General features: G+C 69.5%; 13 protein-coding genes. 4 read left to right on the top strand and 9 right to left on the bottom strand.

Annotation, left to right across the window (positions count from 1 at the left end; all coding sequences use genetic code 11):
* Positions 1–105: 105 nt before the first annotated feature.
* From MWN33_RS03715 to MWN33_RS03705, 3 genes are read right to left on the bottom strand one after another with little or no spacing between them, the layout of a single operon-like run.
* Positions 106–1,452 carry a sigma-54-dependent transcriptional regulator gene (locus MWN33_RS03715; protein WP_247198874.1) on the bottom strand — a complete coding sequence of 449 codons (1,347 nt, stop codon included), beginning with the start codon at positions 1,450–1,452 and terminating at the stop codon, positions 106–108.
* Entirely contained in the window at positions 1,449–3,395 is a 1,947-nt protein-coding gene (locus MWN33_RS03710) for an ATP-binding protein (RefSeq protein ID WP_247198873.1), read from the bottom strand. The genes MWN33_RS03715 and MWN33_RS03710 overlap by 4 nt, the downstream gene beginning before the upstream one ends.
* The gene (locus MWN33_RS03705; protein WP_247198871.1) at positions 3,392–4,783 is read right to left on the bottom strand and encodes an ABC transporter substrate-binding protein; all 1,392 of its coding nucleotides are present in this window, start codon (positions 4,781–4,783) and stop codon (positions 3,392–3,394) included. Before MWN33_RS03705 ends, MWN33_RS03710 begins: the two co-directional genes overlap by 4 nt.
* Positions 4,784–5,151: 368 nt before the next feature.
* Here MWN33_RS03705 and bhcB point away from each other — a divergent pair, with 368 nt between their 5' ends.
* From bhcB to bhcD, 3 genes are read left to right on the top strand one after another with little or no spacing between them, the layout of a single operon-like run.
* Positions 5,152–6,102 (top strand): beta-hydroxyaspartate dehydratase BhcB, encoded by a 951-nt coding sequence (gene bhcB, locus MWN33_RS03700; RefSeq protein WP_247198870.1) that lies wholly within the window; start codon positions 5,152–5,154, stop codon positions 6,100–6,102.
* A gap of 23 nt (positions 6,103–6,125) precedes the next feature.
* The gene (bhcC, locus tag MWN33_RS03695; RefSeq protein ID WP_247198868.1) at positions 6,126–7,301 is read left to right on the top strand and encodes a 3-hydroxy-D-aspartate aldolase BhcC; all 1,176 of its coding nucleotides are present in this window, start codon (positions 6,126–6,128) and stop codon (positions 7,299–7,301) included.
* Entirely contained in the window at positions 7,301–8,263 is a 963-nt protein-coding gene (gene bhcD, locus MWN33_RS03690; RefSeq protein WP_247198867.1) for an iminosuccinate reductase BhcD, read from the top strand. Before bhcC ends, bhcD begins: the two co-directional genes overlap by 1 nt.
* Positions 8,264–8,303: 40 nt before the next feature.
* On the opposite strand, the gene MWN33_RS03685 is transcribed toward bhcD, so the two are convergent.
* From MWN33_RS03685 to MWN33_RS03670, 4 genes are read right to left on the bottom strand one after another with little or no spacing between them, the layout of a single operon-like run.
* Positions 8,304–9,422: a response regulator gene (locus MWN33_RS03685; protein WP_247198865.1), complete on the bottom strand. Its 1,119-nt coding sequence runs from the start codon at positions 9,420–9,422 to the stop codon at positions 8,304–8,306.
* A 6-nt stretch (positions 9,423–9,428) separates the two neighbouring features.
* On the bottom strand, positions 9,429–9,995 hold the full coding sequence (locus tag MWN33_RS03680) for a chemotaxis protein CheB (RefSeq protein ID WP_247198863.1): 567 nt from the start codon (positions 9,993–9,995) through the stop codon (positions 9,429–9,431).
* The gene (locus MWN33_RS03675; protein WP_247198862.1) at positions 9,992–10,831 is read right to left on the bottom strand and encodes a CheR family methyltransferase; all 840 of its coding nucleotides are present in this window, start codon (positions 10,829–10,831) and stop codon (positions 9,992–9,994) included. Before MWN33_RS03675 ends, MWN33_RS03680 begins: the two co-directional genes overlap by 4 nt.
* Positions 10,832–10,844: 13 nt before the next feature.
* Entirely contained in the window at positions 10,845–14,321 is a 3,477-nt protein-coding gene (locus tag MWN33_RS03670) for a response regulator (RefSeq protein WP_247198860.1), read from the bottom strand.
* Between the two features lie 227 nt (positions 14,322–14,548).
* Here MWN33_RS03670 and MWN33_RS03665 point away from each other — a divergent pair, with 227 nt between their 5' ends.
* Positions 14,549–15,172: a pyridoxamine 5'-phosphate oxidase family protein gene (locus tag MWN33_RS03665; protein WP_247198859.1), complete on the top strand. Its 624-nt coding sequence runs from the start codon at positions 14,549–14,551 to the stop codon at positions 15,170–15,172.
* 70 nt (positions 15,173–15,242) lie between these two features.
* Here the strand turns inward: MWN33_RS03665 and MWN33_RS03660 are convergent, their stop codons facing one another.
* Both MWN33_RS03660 and urtE read right to left on the bottom strand, forming a co-directional pair.
* Positions 15,243–16,178, bottom strand: a complete 936-nt coding sequence (locus MWN33_RS03660) for an acetamidase/formamidase family protein (RefSeq protein ID WP_247198857.1) — start codon at positions 16,176–16,178, stop codon at positions 15,243–15,245.
* A gap of 35 nt (positions 16,179–16,213) precedes the next feature.
* A complete protein-coding gene (urtE, locus tag MWN33_RS03655; RefSeq protein ID WP_247198856.1) occupies positions 16,214–16,906 on the bottom strand; it encodes an urea ABC transporter ATP-binding subunit UrtE in 693 nt (230 codons plus the stop codon).
* Position 16,907 lies beyond the last annotated feature (1 nt).

Raw genomic sequence — 16,907 nt, 5'->3', positions numbered from 1 at the left:
CCGTTGATGTTCAAAGGCGTAGGCAAGAGTGCCGGTCACGCATGCGGGCCGGCGCCGGTCGAGCGGGTAACACGTGCCCTGCTCCGATGGGTCAGAACGGTAACATCAGTCCTCGATGCCGACGCGTTCCAGCCCGTGCTTGCGCATCTTGAGGTACAGCGTCTTGCGCGAGACGCCGAGCGCGTCGGCGCTCTGCCCCACCCGGCCGCCATGGCGGGCCAGCGCGGTGAGGATCGCCTGCCGCTCGGCCGCGTCGACCGCCGCCTCCAGCGGGGCGACCGGCGCCTCGCCCGAGGTAAGGCCGGGAAGATCCTCCAGCCCCAGCACGAAGCGCTCCACCTCGTTGCGCAGTTCGCGCACATTGCCCGGCCAGGGCCGCTCCATCAGCCCCGCCAGCACGGCGGCCGAAGGCGCGCCGGGGGCGGCGCCGTGCCGCTCGGCGAGCTTCACCAGGAAATGGCGGAACAGCATCGGCACGTCCTCGCGCCGGTCGCGCAGCGGCGGCAGGCGCACCGTCACCGTGTTGAGGCGATAGACGAGGTCCTCCCGAAAACCGCCCTCGGCGGCGCGCGCCACCAGATCGACCTTGGTCGCCGCCACCACGCGGATATCGACCGGGATCTCGGCATTGGAACCGAGCCGCTCGATGGAGCGCTCCTGCAGCGCGCGCAGCAGGCGCGTCTGCGCGCCCAGCGGCATGGATTCGATCTCGTCGAGGAACAGCGTCCCGCGATGGGCATGCTCGATCTTGCCGATGCGCCGCTCCCGCGCGCCGGTGAAGGCCCCGGCCTCGTGGCCGAAGAGTTCGCTCTCGATCATATTCTCCGGCAGCGCCGCGCAGTTCACCGGGACGAAGCGCGCGCCGCGCCGCCGGCCGAAATCGTGCAGCGCGCGGGCGGCAAGTTCCTTGCCGGTGCCGGTCTCGCCGAACAGCAGCACGTCGGTCGGCGCGTCGGAAAGCACGGCGAGGGTGCGCCGCACCCGCTGCATCGCCTCGGAGCGGCCGATCAGCCGGCCCGCCCAGGCGTCGTCCGGCTCGGCCGGCGCGCGCAGGGCGCGGTTCTCCAGAACGAGCGCGCGGTGTTGCAGGGCGCGGCGCACCGTCTCGATCAGCAGCACCGGATCGGCCGGCTTCTCCACGAAGTCCCACGCCCCGCCGCGCATGGCGCGCAGCGCCATCGGCACGTCGGCATGGCCGGTAACGAGCACGACGGGAATTTCGCGGTCGATCCGCGCCACGGCTTCCAGCAAGGAGAGTCCGTCCATGCCGGCCATGCGCACATCGCTGACCACCGCCCCGGCGAAGTCCCGCGTGATGTGCCGCAGGGCCTCGCCGGCACCGGAAAAGGTCGCCGTGTCGAGCCCGTCGAGGCGCAGCGTCTGCGCATAGGCGAGGCGCACCTCGTCGTCATCGTCGACCAGCAGGACATCGTTCGAAGCAGAAGCGTTCATGCGGCCTCGCGCAGCTCGATGGCGAAAGTGCTGCCCTGGGGCGAGCTTTCGACCAGCATAAGCCGCCCGCCGAAGTCGCGCACGATGTTGAAGGACAGCGACAGGCCGAGACCGAGCCCCGCGCCGGGCGGCTTGCTGGTCACGAAGGGATCGAACATCGCCTCCCGCATCCCGTCGGCCACGCCGGCCCCGGTGTCGCGCATCTCCACCACGACATGCGCGCCCTCGCGTCGGACGGCGATGGCGAGGCGGCGTTCGCGCGCGCCGTCCAGCGCGTCGAGCGCATTCGAGATGAGGTTGACCAGCACCTGCTCCAGCCGCACCTCCTCGGCCAGCACCCGCACCCCCGGCGCCATGTCGAGCGCGACGGTGACGGCCTCGTCGTCGATACGCCGGGCAAAGAGGGAGAGCGCCCCTTCCACCGCCGCGCCGAGATCGACCGGGCCGATGGCCGGCTCGGGACGGCGGGCGAAGCGCTTGAGATGGCTGATGCTCTGCGCCATGCGCGCCGTCAGCGCCTCGATGCGCGCGAGACTCTCCCCCGCCTCGTCGGCCCGCGCGCGCGACAGCAGCACGCTCGCATTGTGGGCGTGCGAGCGGATGGCGGCGAGCGGCTGGTTCAGCTCATGGCCGATGCCCGCCGCCATCTGTCCGAGCGCGGCGAGCTTGGCCGCCTGCACCAGCTCGTCGCGGGTCTGGCGGAACACGGCGAGTGCATGGGAGAGCCGGTCGAGCTCGTCGCCGCCGCTGCGCGCCGGCGGAAGCTCCACCGGGCCGCCCTCGGCGATGGCGCCGGCGGCGACGGTGAGGCGCTCCAGCCGCGCGATCAGGCTGCGGCGGACATAGAACCAGCCGACCAGCACCGCGCCGAGCAGTGACAGCAGCGCGATGGCGAGCAGCAGGCTGCGGCCGATCTCGATCGCTTCCGCCGCCCGGGCAGCGGCGTCGCGCGCTTCGCCCTCGATGCGCCGCGCCACCTCGGCGATGGTGCGGCCGACCTCGCCGACGATCTCGCGATTCTCCGCCAGCAGGCGCTGGCCGTCGTCGGCGGCGGCGATCTCGGCGGCGCGCAGGCCCGGCAGGCCCTCCTCGATGCCGGAGAGCGCGACGAGCCGCTCGACGATCTGGCGCACGGTGATGCTGTCGGGCCAGCTCTCCAGCCGCCGCCCCTCGACGGCGAGCTCGTCCGCCGCCTCGCCGAGGAAATGGCTGGTCTGCCGGAGGTCGTCCACCGCGCGCACCGTGGCGACGCGGCCGAGTATGCCGATGGTGAGATGGGCCTGCGCGTTGAGCACGAGGATCGCCTCGGTCTTGGCGTTCTCGCTGCGCAGCACCTCCTGCGCGGCGGCGGCCGCGCCCGGCTCGCCGACCCTATCCAGCGCGGCGTGGATGTTGAAGCGGGCATCGTCGACCAGCGGCTCGACCTCGTCGACGAGGTCGGCCTGCAGCCAGCGCAGCTCCTCGACGATGGTGCGGGTGCGCGCCTCGATGTCGAAGCGCTGCGACGCCAGCCGGTCCACCGCGTCGAGATTGGCGGCGAGCGCCTGCGCCTGCCGGCGCAGGGCGCCGAAGCCGGTCGCCGCGCCGGCGGCGGGCGCGGTGTCGAGCAGGCCGCGCAGATCGTCGAGCCGCGCCCGCGCCCGCGCCATGGCGCCGGCATGCGCCTCGCGCCGCTCGGCGGTGGCAAGTTCCGCGGCGGCGGCGGTGAGCCTGCCACCGGCCTCCGACAGCCGCGCCGCGAAGACCAGCGCCGGCACATGGCCGCGCGCGGTGGATTCCAGCTCGGCGCTGAGCCGGGCATAGGACAGCCAGCCGACGACGCAGGCGACGACCGCCAGCGCGCCGACGCCGATGAACGCGACGAGCAGCCGCCCGCCAATGCCGAGGCGCAGGCCGCGCGAGAGGGTTTCCCCCATTCCGCCCGTCATGTCCGGGAGGCTCACGGCGACGCGCTCCCCGTCGCCGGTTCCGGCAGCCGCCCGAGCGAGACCAGCCGCGCGCGTGCCGTTTCGGCCGCCTGCCTGGCGGCGGCGAGATTGTCGCCGATCCAGTCGCGCAGCCGCGCCATCAGCCGCGCCTGCGCCTCCGGCGGCTGCAGCCCGCGCGGCACGCGCGCCAGCTTCGTCGCCTCCACGATGCGGCTCGCCTCCTCTTCGCCGAAGGGTACGGCGCCGAGCAGGCTACGCGCCTGCGTCGCCGCCTTGGCGGCCGTCTCGTCCGGCGCCAGCGTCAGGCTCGCCTCCACCTCGTTCACCGTCCGCCAGATCGCCGCGGTCTCGGCGAGACGCAGGGTGACGAGCTCGTCGAACATCAGATTGATCAGTTCGTAGCGCGCCGCCGAGCGGCCGGCGTCGAAGCGCCAGCCGTCGCCGCTCTCGGCGGTCTGGAACGGATTCGGTCCCTCGATCCGCCCCTCGGCGTAGAATTCCGGCCGGATCGGCTGGCGGCCCACCGTCGGGTCGAGCAGCAGGAGCTGGCCGGGAACCGACAGCAGGAAGTCGACGAAGGCGTCGGCGGCCTCGGGGTTCCGCGCCTCCCGCAGCAGGGCGATGCTGGCGGGCGCGAAGATTTCCGGGTCCGGCGCGGTGAAGCGCACCGGGTCAGCGTCGAGCCCCGTCGGCTGGGCGAGGAAGTCGATGGTGACGCCGATGCCGAAACGCCCGCGCGCCACGCCGGCCGAGACGCCGAAGCTGCGCGCGGTGACGGTGGCGAGGTTGCCGCCGATCTGCCGCCAGGTGCGCCAGCCTGGCTCCCAGCCTTCCGACTGCAGCAGCGCCTCGACGACGAGATGCGTCGTCCCCGAGCGCGAGGGCGAGGACACGCCGACATGGCCGGCATAGACCGGCGCCGTCAGGTCCCGCCAGCCGCGCGGCACCGGCAGGCGATGGCGCGCCAGATAGGCCTCGTTCACCGCGAGCCCATAGGCCGAGAGGGCGAAGCCGAGATAATGGCCGTCCGGGTCGTTCACGGGGTAGCCGGCGACGGTGGCGGGCGCGCCGGTGGTGCGCGGGGCGAGCGGCGAGAGCCGGCCCTCCAGCTTCAGCAGCTCGAAGGCGTCGGGCGCCGAGGCCCAGAACAGGTCGGCGTCGAGCCGGTCGCCGCCGGCGAGTTGGGCCACGGCGGCGGTGGTCTTGCGCTGGACGAACTCGACCTCGATGTCCGGGTGCGCGGACTGGAAGCCCTTGCGATAGACCTCGATCATCGAGGGGGGAAACGACGTTACGACCCGCAGCGGACGCGCCTCGCACGCCGTCGCCCAGCCGGCGACGCACAGCGCGACGACGCACAGCGCGACGGCGAGCAGCCCCTTCCTGACGCGATCTCCAGCCACATTTCCGCTCCGGCAGTCCTGTGAGCACCTTACCGCCGGCGGGATCGGCTCCGCCAGCCGGCAGACGCGGAGCCGTGCCGACGCGGACACGCGGGAGCGCCATCGCACCACCAGCGATCGGTTGACGCTGCGCCGGCAAGGGCATCTCATCGCCGCACATGACCGGCGACGGAACAGGCAGAACCACACCTCGGACGCGCCCGCCTTCCACCGGCGTGGAAGGCGCTGCGGGCCATCCCCGACCCGGCGCTGTCCACATGGCAGGAGCGGTTTCCGCACGGGACCACTTGGCCCTTGCCAAGGCGCTGGCAATGCTCGCACATCACACCGGCGCGCCGGACGCGTGACCGGTTCCGGGAGGCAGGACGATGTATATTCCCACACTGGACGACATGATCGCGGCGCGCGAACGCATCGCGCCGCATATTCACCGCACGCCGGTTCTCACCTCCCGCATGCTCAACGAGCTCACCGGAGCGGAGCTGTTCTTCAAGTGCGAGAACCTGCAGAAGGCCGGTGCCTTCAAGGCGCGCGGCGCCTCCAACGCGGTGTTCGGCCTGTCGGACGCGCAGGCGGCCAAGGGCGTCGCCACCCATTCCAGCGGCAATCACGGTTCCTGCCTGAGCTATGCGGCGGGGCGCCGGGGCATTCCCTGCACGGTGGTGATGCCGCGCACGGCGCCGCAGGCGAAGAAGGATGCCGTGCGCGGCTACGGTGCGCGCGTGGTGGAATGCGAGCCCTCCACCTCCTCGCGCGAGGCGGTGTTCGCCGAGGTGGTGGCCGAGACCGGCGCCGAGTTCGTCCACCCCTATAACGACCCGCGCGTGATCGCCGGGCAGGCGACCTGCTCGGCCGAGATGATCGAGCAGGTGGACAATCTCGACGCGGTGATCGCCCCCATCGGCGGCGGCGGCATGGTATCGGGCACCTGCCTCACGCTCTCCAACCTTGCCCCGTCCGTGAAGATCTACGCCGCCGAGCCGCTCAACGCCGACGACGCGGCGCGCAGCTTCCGCGCCGGGCACATCATCGCCGACGATGCGCCGGAGACGGTGGCGGACGGGCTGAAGGTGCCGCTGAAGGAGCTCACCTGGCATTTCGTGCAGAACCACGTCGCCGACATTCTCACCGCCACCGAGGAGGAGATCGTCGACGCCATGAAGCTGACCTGGAAGCGCCTGAAGATCGTGATGGAGCCCTCCAGCGCCGTGCCGCTGGCCACCATCATCAAGAATCCGAACGTCTTCGCCGGCAAGCGCGTCGGCGTCATCATCACCGGCGGCAATGTCGACCTCGACAAGCTGCCGTGGAACTCGTGACCTTTGGAACTGAGGAGACACCCATGAACGCCAAGACGGACATCTCCCCGGACTTCTCCGGCTTCGAAGTCGGCTACGACATTCCCGCCGTTCCGGGCATGAGCGAGGCGGACATCCAGACCCCGTGCCTGATCCTCGATCTCGACGCGCTCGAGCGCAACATCAAGAAGATGGGCGACTACGCAAAGGCGCACGGCATGCGCCACCGCAGCCACGGCAAGATGCACAAGTCGGTCGACGTGCAGAAGCTGCAGGAAGAACTCGGCGGCTCGGTCGGCGTATGCTGCCAGAAGGTGGCCGAGGCGGAAGTGTTCGCGCGCGGCGGCATCAAGGACATCCTCGTCACCAACGAGGTGCGCGACCCCGCCAAGATCGACCGCCTCGCCCGGCTGCCGAAGTTCGGCTCCACCGTCACGGTCTGCGTGGACGACGTGGCCAATGTCGCCGACATCTCCGCCGCCGCGCAGAAGCACGGCACGCAGCTCGGCATCTTCGTCGAGATCGACTGCGGCGCCGGCCGCTGCGGCGTCACCACCAAGGAAGCCGTGGTCGAGATCGCCAAGGCGGCCGCCGCCTCGCCGAACCTCGTCTTCAAGGGCATCCAGGCCTATCAGGGCGCGATGCAACACATCGACAGCTACGAGGCGCGCAAGGAGAAGCTCGACGCCGCCATCAACCAGGTGAGGGAGGCTGTCGAGGCGCTGGAAGCGGCGGGGCTGAAGCCGGAATTCGTCTCCGGCGGCGGCACCGGTTCGTATTATTTCGAGTCGAATTCCAACGTCTACAACGAGCTCCAGTGCGGCTCCTACGCCTTCATGGACGCCGATTACGGGCGCATCCACGACAAGGACGGCAAGCGCATAGACAAGGGCGAGTGGGAGAACGCGCTGTTCATCCTCACCTCGGTGATGAGCCACGCCAAGCCGCATCTGGCGGTGTGCGATGCCGGCCTGAAGGCGCAGTCGGTCGATTCCGGCCTTCCCTTCGTCTATGGCCGCGACGACGTGAAATACATCAAGTGCTCCGACGAGCACGGGGTGATCGAGGACAAGGATCACGTCCTCAAGGTCAACGAGAAGCTGCGCCTCGTGCCCGGCCATTGCGACCCGACCTGCAACGTCCATGACTGGTATGTCGGCGTGCGCGGCGGCAAGGTCGAGGCGGTGTGGCCGGTCTCGGCGCGCGGAAAGGGCTACTGATGTACGTCGTCGCCGAAAAGGACATTGCCGGCCTGATGACGCCGGAAGCCGCGTTCACCGCCATCGAGGCGGTGTTCGCGGCCATGGCGCGGCGCAAGGCCTATAATTTCCCCGTCATCCGCGAGGCGATCGGCCACGCGGACGCGCTCTACGGCTTCAAGGGCGGGTTCGACGGGCAGGGCCTCGCGCTCGGGCTGAAGGCCGGCGGCTACTGGCCGCACAATCAGGACCACGGCCTGATCAACCACCAGTCGACGGTGTTCCTCTTCGATCCCGATACGGGGCGCGTCAGCGCGGCGGTGGGCGGCAACCTTCTCACCGCCCTGCGCACGGCGGCGGCGAGCGCGGTCTCGATCAAGTATCTGGCGCCGAAGGGCGCGAAGGTGCTGGGCATGATCGGCGCCGGCCACCAGTCGGCGTTCCAGATGCGGGCGGCGGCGAAGGTGCACGCCTTCGAGAAGGTGATCGGCTGGAACCCGCATCCCGAGATGCTGGGCCGGCTGAAGGACACCGCCGCCGAGATCGGCCTGCCCTTCGAGGCGGTGGAGCTGGAACGCCTCGGCGCCGAGGCCGACGTGATCATCTCCATCACCTCGTCCTTCGGGCCGCTGCTGATGGACGCCCACGTCAAGGGCCCGACCCATATTGCGGCGATGGGCACCGACACCCAGGGCAAGCAGGAGCTCGATCCCGCGCTGGTGGCGCGGGCGCGCGTCTTCACCGACGAGATCGCCCAGTCGGTCTCCATCGGCGAGACCCAGCACGCCATCGCGCAGGGCCTGATCGCACGGGAGGCCATCGGCGAGCTCGGCGCCGTGGTGAACGGGGATTCGCCCGGCCGCGGGGATGCCGAGGTCACGCTGTTCGACGGTACCGGTGTCGGGCTTCAGGACCTCGCCGTCGCCGCCGCCGTGGTGGAGATCGCCCGGCGGAAGGGTATCGCCCAGCACGTCGAGATCTGATCCGGCCCGCCCGGATCACGGCCCCGCCGGGCCGGGACGCTCAGCCCACCAGACGCCCGAGCGGAATCTGGAGGGACAGCGAAAGCCCGGCGGGCCTCCAGTCGCGCGACAGCGTGCCGCTCAGCCCGCGCAGCACCGCCTTCTCCAGAACGGTCCCGAATCCTTCGCGGGCCGGCGCCTCGATTGCGACCGCCGCGCCGCGCTCTTCCCAGTCGAGGCGCAGGACGTCGCCGTCGGCCTCGATGTCGACGATCAGCTCGCCCTGCGGGGAGGACAGCGCGCCGTATTTCGCGGCATTGGTCGTGAGTTCGTGCAGCAGCAGGGCGAGCGAGGTCAGCGCGCTGCCCGAAAGCGGCGCGTCCGAGCCGGTGATCGACACGCGCGGGCGCCCCGCCTGCTCGTGCGGCGCCACGATCGCCTTCATCAGGGTGGCGACCGTCGTGGTCGCTTCCGCCGACGGCTTCGCGCCCAGGTCCGGCAGGGTCAGGTCGTGCGCGCGCGCCAGCGCCTGCAGACGCGCGCCGAGATCGGCGGCGAACGCGTCCACGCTCGTCGCCGAGCGGGCACTGAGCGCGATGAGCCCGGCCGTGACGCTGAACAGGTTCTTGATGCGGTGATTGATCTCGCGCAGCAGGATGTCCTGCTGGGCGCGCGCATGTTTGTGCTGCGTGATGTCGAGCGTCAGCGAGGCGAGGAATTCGTCCTTGCGCAGCCCCGCTTCCCTCAGCGCCTCCGCCTGCGCCTCCAGCGTGTCGCGCTGCGCGGCGATCTGCTGGCGCTGCCGGTAGAGATCGAAGAAGACGTCGGTCTTGCTGCGCAGAATGTCCGGCTCGATAGGCTTCTGGATGAAATCCACCGCCCCCGCCTCGTAGCCCCGGAAGCGCCGCTGGCTGTCGGCGGTGCCGGCGGTGATGAAGATGATCGGGATGCGCCGCGTCCGGTCGCTTCCGCGCATCAGTTCCGCCAGATCGAAGCCGTTGAGTCCCGGCATCTGCACGTCGACCAGCGCCAGCGCCACCTCGTTGCGCAGCAGGATTTCAAGCGCCTGGTCTCCCGACCGGGCCTTCAGAAGCACAAGCCCGTCGCGGCGCAGCAGCGCTTCGAGCGACAGGAGATTTTCCTCAAGATCGTCCACAAGGAGAAACGAGACAGGCCCCATGCGCGGTCAGACCTCCAGGAGATAGGCGGCGATGGCCGCGAGCGGCATGACGCGGGCCACCGGGCACAGGTCGATCGCGGCGCGGGGCATGGCGGAGGCGAAGGCGCTCTCCGGGGTCTGGACAAGCGCCCTCCCGCCGGCCTCGACGACGGCGCGCATCCCCTTCGCGCCGTCGTCGTTCGCGCCGGTGAGCACGATGGCGACGAGGGCATCGCCATAGGCGTCGGCCGCGCTTTCGAACAGCACGTCGATGGAAGGCCGCGAGAACAGCACCGGCTCGTCGCTGGAGAGCGACAGCGTCCGGTCGTGCTCGATCAGCAGGTGATAGTCGGCGGGCGCGAAATAGACCGTGCCGGGGCTGATCGGCTCCTTGTCCTCGGCTTCCATCACGATGACGCGGCATTTGGCCTGGAAAAGCTCGGCCAGCAGGCTGCGCCGGTCGGGCGGGATGTGCACCACCACCATCACCGGCAGCGGGAACCGCGCCGGCAGCGCGGGCAGGATCGCCGACAGCGCCTCCAACGCGCCGGCGGAGGCGCCGATGACCACGGCTTCGGCTCGCGGCGCGCTCATTCGAACCGCCTCTGGTAGATCCGCTCCTCGCGCACAAAATCCGCGAAGGCGTCCGCGTGTTTGGAAAAGCGAAGACTTTCCTTGGCGCCGAGCCCGAGGAAGCCCTTGCGCGCCAGCGAGTCCCTGAACAGGCCGAGCGCCCGGTCCTGAAGCGCCCGGTCGAAATAGATCATCACGTTCCGGCACGAGATAAGCTGCATCTCGCCGAACACGGCGTCCGTCACCAGGCTGTGGTCGGAGAACACGACGTTGCGCCGCAGGGTCTTGTCGAACGCCACCCGCCCATAGGCCGCCTGATAATAGTCCGACAGCGACGACTTCCCGCCGGACTTGCGGTGGTTCTCGGTGAACAGCGGGATGCGGTCGACGCCGAAGATACCGGCCTCGGCGGCGTGCAGCGCGTCCTGGTTGATATCGGTCGCGTAGAAGATCGTGCGCTCCTCCAGCCCTTCCTCGCGGAACAGTATGGCCAGAGAATAGAGCTCCTCGCCCGTGCTGCACCCCGCAACCCACACTTTCAGCGAGGGATAGGTGCGCAGATGCGGCACCACCTTCTCGCGCAGGGCCCTGAAATAGCTGGGATCGCGGAACATCTCGCTGACCTGAACGGTCAGATAGCCCAGCAGGCGCGGCAGCAAAGCGGGGTCGCGCAGCAGGCTTTCCTGCATGGCCGAGAAGGTCGGGAAGCCCAGATGCTCGCGGGCCTGCCGCAGGCGCCGCTTGATCGAGGCCATCGCGTAGCTGCGGAAGTCGTAGTGATATTGAGAATAGATCGCTTCGAGCAGCAACCGTATCTCGATATCCTCGACCTTCTCGGATCCCGGATCGCCGTTCATGTGGATCTCCCCATCACTTGGGTATCCACACGCGCACGAGGGACAGGAGTTTTTCGACGTCGAGAGGCTTGGCCATGTAGTCATTGGCGCCCGCGTCGATGCAGCGCTGCTGGTCGTCCGGCATCGCCTTGGCGGTCAGCGCGATGATGGGCAGCTTCTTCCAGGCCGGGTTGCGGCGGATTTCCCGCGTCGCCGTCAGGCCGTCCATGACCGGCATCATCACATCCATCAGCACGAGGTCGACCGCACCGGCCGGCTGCTGCGCGGTGGCTTCGAGGATGTCCAGCGCCTCGCGGCCGTTGCGGGCGATCTCGACGACGGCGCCCTGCTTCTCCAGTATGTTCGTCAGGGCATAGACGTTGCGCACGTCGTCCTCGACGATGAGGATGCGGCGGCCTTCCACGAGGGCGTCCCGGTTGCGCGCCTTGCGGATCATCTTCTGCTGCTCGGCGGGCAGTTCCGAAATGACTTGGTGCAGGAACAGGCTCACCTCGTCGAGCAGGCGCTCGGGCGACTTCGCGCCCTTGATGATGATCGACTTGGAATAGCGGCGCAGCCGCTGCTCGTCGTCGGCCGAAAGCTCGCGGCCGGTATAGACGATCACCGGCGGGAAGGAATAAGCGCTCTCCTGGCTCAGCGTCTCCAGCAGCGAGTAGCCCGAGGCGTCGGGCAGCGAGAGGTCGAGCACCATGCAGTCGAAGGTGCCGTCCTTCAGCAGTTGCAGGCATTCGGCCGCCGTGCCGGCCGTGACCGTCTCGACGTCGTGCGAGGTCAGGAGCTTGGCGACCGCCTCGCGCTGCACGCGGTCGTCCTCGACGATCAGCACCCGGTGGACGCGCTGGGAGAGCCGGGCTTCGAGCTTCTTCAGCACGTCGACAAGCTGCTCGCGCTTCACCGGCTTCAGCGCATAGCCGACCGCGCCGAGCGTGAGCGCGGTCTCGATGTGGTCGCCGGCCGAGACGATGTGCACGGGAATGTGCCGCGTCTGGACATCCCGCTTGAGGCGGTCGAGCACCGACAGGCCGGACTGGTCGGGCAGGCCGACGTCGAGCACCACGGCGTTGGGCATGAACTGCTTGGCGAGCTGCAGCGCCTCCGCGGCGGTTCCCGCCACCAGCGAGCGGAAGCCCATCTCGCGCGACAGGTCGCGCAGGATGGTCGCGAAGCTCTCGTCATCCTCGATCACCAGCAGCACGCGCTTCTCGTCGGAGGGGGCGTCGCGGTCATCGTCGAGCCGCCGTGCCGGCGCGGACGCGGCCAGCGACGCCGGCACCGCGTTGGGAGAGGCCAAACCCGGGAAAGCGGTGCCCGGGGAAGCGAAACCCTGGGCCGCGATCACCGGGGCGCCGTCGGGCACGTCGCGGGGCGCCACCTTCGCCGGGTCGTAGACGATGGGCACCGTGACGGTGAAGGTGCTGCCCTCGCCCGGGCGGCTGCGCAGCTCGATGGTGCCGCCGAGCAGGCGCACGAGCTGGCGGGAGATGGAAAGCCCGAGGCCGGTGCCGCCATATTTGCGGCTGATCGTGCTGTCCGCCTGATGGAAGGCCGCGAACACGCTGCGCTGCTGTTCCTCGGCGATGCCGATGCCGGTATCGGTGACCGAGAAGGCGACATACCCCTCGCCGGCGGGCCGGATGGCGAGCGAGACCTGGCCCTTCTCGGTGAACTTGAAGGCGTTGGACAAAAGGTTCTTCAGCACCTGTTCGAGGCGCTGCAGATCGGTCTCGAGGCTCTCCGGGCCGCCCGGCGCGACCTCGATGCTGAAGTCGAGCTTCCGGTCCTGCGCCAGCGGCTGGAAGAGCTGGCGGATATTGCCGACGAGCCGCTCCATCACGACCGTTTCGGGGCGCATCTCCACATGCCCGGCCTCGATCTTGGAGAGGTCGAGTATGTCGTTGATCAGGTTGAGGAGATCGTTGCCGGAGGCCTGGATGGTCTGGGCGTATTTGACCTGCTCCTGCGTGAGATTCTCGTCGGGATTGTCGGCCAGCAGCTTGGAGAGGATCAGCGAGGAATTAAGCGGCGTGCGCAGCTCGTGCGACATGTTGGCGAGGAAGTCCGACTTGTAGCGGCTCGCCTGTTCCAGCTCCTTGGCCTTGAGTTCCACCGAGGCGTGGGCGCGCTCCAGATCGTCGCGCTGCGCCTCCAATTGCTGGGCCTGCTGGGAGAGCTGCGAATTGGTCTGTTCGAGCTCGACCTGCTGCTGTTCGAGCCGCGCCTGCGATTCACGCAGCGCCCGGCCCTGCTCCTCCAGTTCCTCGTTCGAGACCCGCAGCTCCTCGCTCTGCGTCTGCATTTCCTCCGCCTGACGCTGGGTTTCCTCCAGCAGGTTCTGGAGCTCGCCACGGTAATTGGCCGAGCGCACGGCGATGGCGATGGAGGCGGAAGCCTGCTGGAGAAGAGCGACCACGGCGGGCTCGACCGGGCGCAGAAAGCCGAGCTCGACCACCGAATTCACCACGCCGTCGACACCTGCCGGCAGAATGACAAGGTGCTTCGGCTTGTCGTGCCCCAGCGAGGAGCCGAAGGCGAGATAGCCGTCCGGCACGTCGTCCACCAGCAGCGGGCGCCCGTCCACCGCCGCCTGCCCCAGCAGGCCCTCGCGCCGGCGGAACTGCTCGGGAACGTCGGCGGTGTCGCGCACGCCATAGGTCGAGGCCCGCCGGTAGACCCCTCCCCCGCCGACGAAGAGCGCTCCCGCCACTGCGCCGACATAGCGCGCGAGGAAATCGAGCACGCTGTTGCCGAGCTGGTCGATGGGCTGATCGCCGATCACCGCGGTGGTCAGCCCCACCTGGCCGGACTGGAGCCATTCCTCGCGCCGGCGCGCGAGCGTCGCCCGGCGGATCAGTAAGGCGATGGTCACCGTCAGCAATATGCCGAGAAAGGCCGAGAGGAAGCCGCTGACCAGCGCGGTCCTCTGCGCGCCGGCCATCTCCTCCAGACGACGCGAGCGCAGGGCGATCTCTTCCTGCCCGAGGGCGGCGAGCTGTGTGCGGATGGCGTCCATCTCGACCTTGCCGCGGTCGGAATTGACGATGTCGAGAACGGCGTCGAGCCCGCGCGCGCGGCGGATCTCGATGGTGTCCCTCAGTTCCGCGAGCTTGGCGTCAACATGCTGGCGCAGCGCGTTGACCTTGGGGTGCTGGACGGGATTGTCGCGGGTGGCCGCCTCGATCTCGTCGAGCTTGCGGGGCATGGCGCGCAGCGCCGCGTTGTAGGGCTGCAGATAGTTCTCGTTGTTCGTCAGGAGAAAGCCGCGCTGGCCGGTCTCCGCGTCCTGCGCGTTGGACAGCAGCTCGTCCAGCGCGATCATCACCTCATAGGACTGGATGATCTTCTCGTTGCCCTCGCGCAGCGCGCGCAGGTTCATGTAGGCGATGGCGCCGCTCACCAGGAAGAAGACGAAGGCGCCCGCGAGAGCGAAGGCGACCGCAGGGTCGAGCCCCAGCGTTCGCGTGGCACGGTCCGGCAGGGGGCGCTGGTTCATGAAGGGTCTCGCGGGAGGAAGAGGCGGGCGCGCAAGGAGCTAGTTCGCGCCCGCGAAATGGCAACACCGCAGCATCAAACGTCGCCGGCCTGTGTCGCAAGGGTGACGGTGCCTCCATCGGGGCCGGATGACGAGCCGCGGCGGCCCGGCGCCGCCCGATTGTGCCCGGCCGCCGGACCACCCATCTTCAGCCGGCGGGCGCGCCGCCATCGGCAAGGGAGAAGGCCATGTCCTACGGGTTCCTGGATATCGCGGTGACGCCCAGCGTGCGCGCGGCACAGGAGGAGATGGGGGCGAACCATCTGTGGGAGGACTTCCAGGGCGACCGCACCTCCGACCGCTTCACCCCGGACGAGGCGGCCTTCATCGCGGCGCGCGACAGCTTCTACATGGCGACGGTCTCCGAGACCGGCTGGCCCTATGTGCAGCATCGCGGCGGGGCGCCGGGCTTCATCAAGGTCATCGACGACAGGACCCTCGCCCTCGCCGACTATCGCGGCAACCGGCAATATATCAGCCTCGGCAATCTGCGCGCCGACGACCGCGTGTCGCTCATCCTGATGGACTATCCGCGCCGCGCCCGGCTCAAGATCTACGGCCATATCGAGGCGGTGGCGCTCGACGCCGACCCGGCGCTGACGGAACGCGTCGGCGAGCCCACGCAGAAGGCGCGGCCCGAGCGCATCCTCAAGATCCGGCTGGCCGCCTTCGACTGGAACTGCCCGCAGCACATCACGCCGCGCTTCACCGAAGGTGAGGTCGCCCGCGCCGTCGCCCCGCTGCGCCAGCGCCTCGACGAGCTGGAGAAGGAGAACGCGGCGCTCAAGGCCGCGCTCGCCGCGCGCGGGTGACGGGGCGCCCGCCGGCGGGAGCCGCCCCGTTCGGCGGCAACCGCCGGGAAAGCGTCGGAGCAGTGGTTGCTCAGAGCAGCGATTTGCGCAGCATCATGTGGACGCCCTTGTTGCCGTCCACCATCTGCGTCACCCGCAGGTTCCCGGCCAGCGAGCACAGCATGTAAGCCTGGTTGCGAGACAGGTTGGTGCGCTCGCACACATGCTTGACCATCTCGCGCGTCGCCTGCTTGGCGGCGTCGTCGAGATCCTCGTCGAGGCCGATCGAGATGAGGTGCGTCGCGCTCTCGGCGAAGGGCCAGTCGAGCTGCATGTCCTTGCGCAGGGTGAGCCGGAACGTGCCGGTGACGCCGGTCTCCAGCGCGGTGATGCACACCTCGCCGTCGCCCTGCACGCCGTGGCCGTCGCCGGCGAAGAACAGCGCGCCCTCGTTGAACACCGGCAGATAGAGCGTGGTGCCGGCGCGCAGCTCCTTGTTGTCCATGTTGCCGCCGAAGGCGCGCGGCACCGGCGAGCCGCAGCGGCCCCAGGCCGGCGGCGGGGCGGTGGCGATGATGCCGAAGAACGGGTCGAGCGGGATCTCGGCGCCCCACGGCATGACGCAGACATTCTTCTCGTGGTCCACCACGGGGTGGATGGTCTCGTAGTCGGTGAACTCGTCGGGCAGCGTGCCGAGCAGCGGCAGGATGGAGACGAAGCCCCAGTCCTGGCGCACCTTCACGTCGAGAATGTCGACCTGCAGCGTATCGCCGGGCCTGGCGTCCTTCACATAGACCGGGCCGGTGATGAAATGCGGGCCGGCGCCCTGCGGCAACGTGTCGAGCGCAAGCGCGTAGTCCTCCGGCACCGCCAATGTGTCGGGCAGCGTCTCCTTGCCGCCGGCGGGGAAGGAATGCAGCGTCACCACGTCGCCGGAGGTCACTTCGAGAATGGGCGGGGTCGTGCTGTCGAGATAGCCCCAGACCATGTTTTCCGGCGTGGCGGGAATTTCGAAGCGGCGCGACATGCTGGAACTCCTGATGGATAACGCGGAAAGGCGGGTCAGACGGCGATGAAGCGGGTGAGGTGCTCCCGGCTCATCGTGCTGGCGCGGCCGGTCTCGACGACCGCGCCGCGCGAGAGGATGACGAAGGCGTCAGCGGTCTCGATGGCGAAGTCGAGATACTGCTCCACCAGCAGGATCGAGATCCGTCCCTTGAGGGCGCGCAGCACCTCGCCGATCAGCGCCACGATGTTGGGCTGGATGCCTTCGGTCGGCTCGTCGAGGATGAGGAGCTGCGGCTGCGTGACCAGCGCGCGGGCGAGAGCGAGCTGCTGCTGCTGGCCGCCGGAGAGCGCGCCGCCGGGGCGCTTCCACATCTCGCGCAGCACCGGGAAGAGGTCGAGCGCCTCCTCCATGGCCGGCGTGCCGAAGGTGCCGTGCGCGCGTGCCGCCGCCTCGACGTTCTCGCCGACGGTGAGCTCGGAGAAGATCTCGCGGCCCTGCGGCACATAGGCGAGGCCGGCGCGCGAGCGACGGGCGGGCGACCAGGAGGTGGCGTCCGCCCCGTCGATGAGCACACGCCCGGCGCTGGGGGCGATGACGCCCATCAGGCATTTCAGCAGGGTCGACTTGCCGGCGCCGTTGCGGCCGAGCACGGCGAGGCACTCCCCCGGCGCGATCTCGAAGCCGACCTGCCGCAGCACCTGCGCCGAGCCGTAATGCTGGTCGAGGGCTTCCACACGGAACTGCATG

Source organism: Ancylobacter koreensis (genome assembly GCF_023016525.1).
GTDB classification, from domain to species: domain Bacteria; phylum Pseudomonadota; class Alphaproteobacteria; order Rhizobiales; family Xanthobacteraceae; genus Ancylobacter; species Ancylobacter koreensis.
The sequence above is the reverse complement of the archived record's forward strand: the minus strand, read 5'-3'. Positions and strand labels throughout refer to the sequence as shown.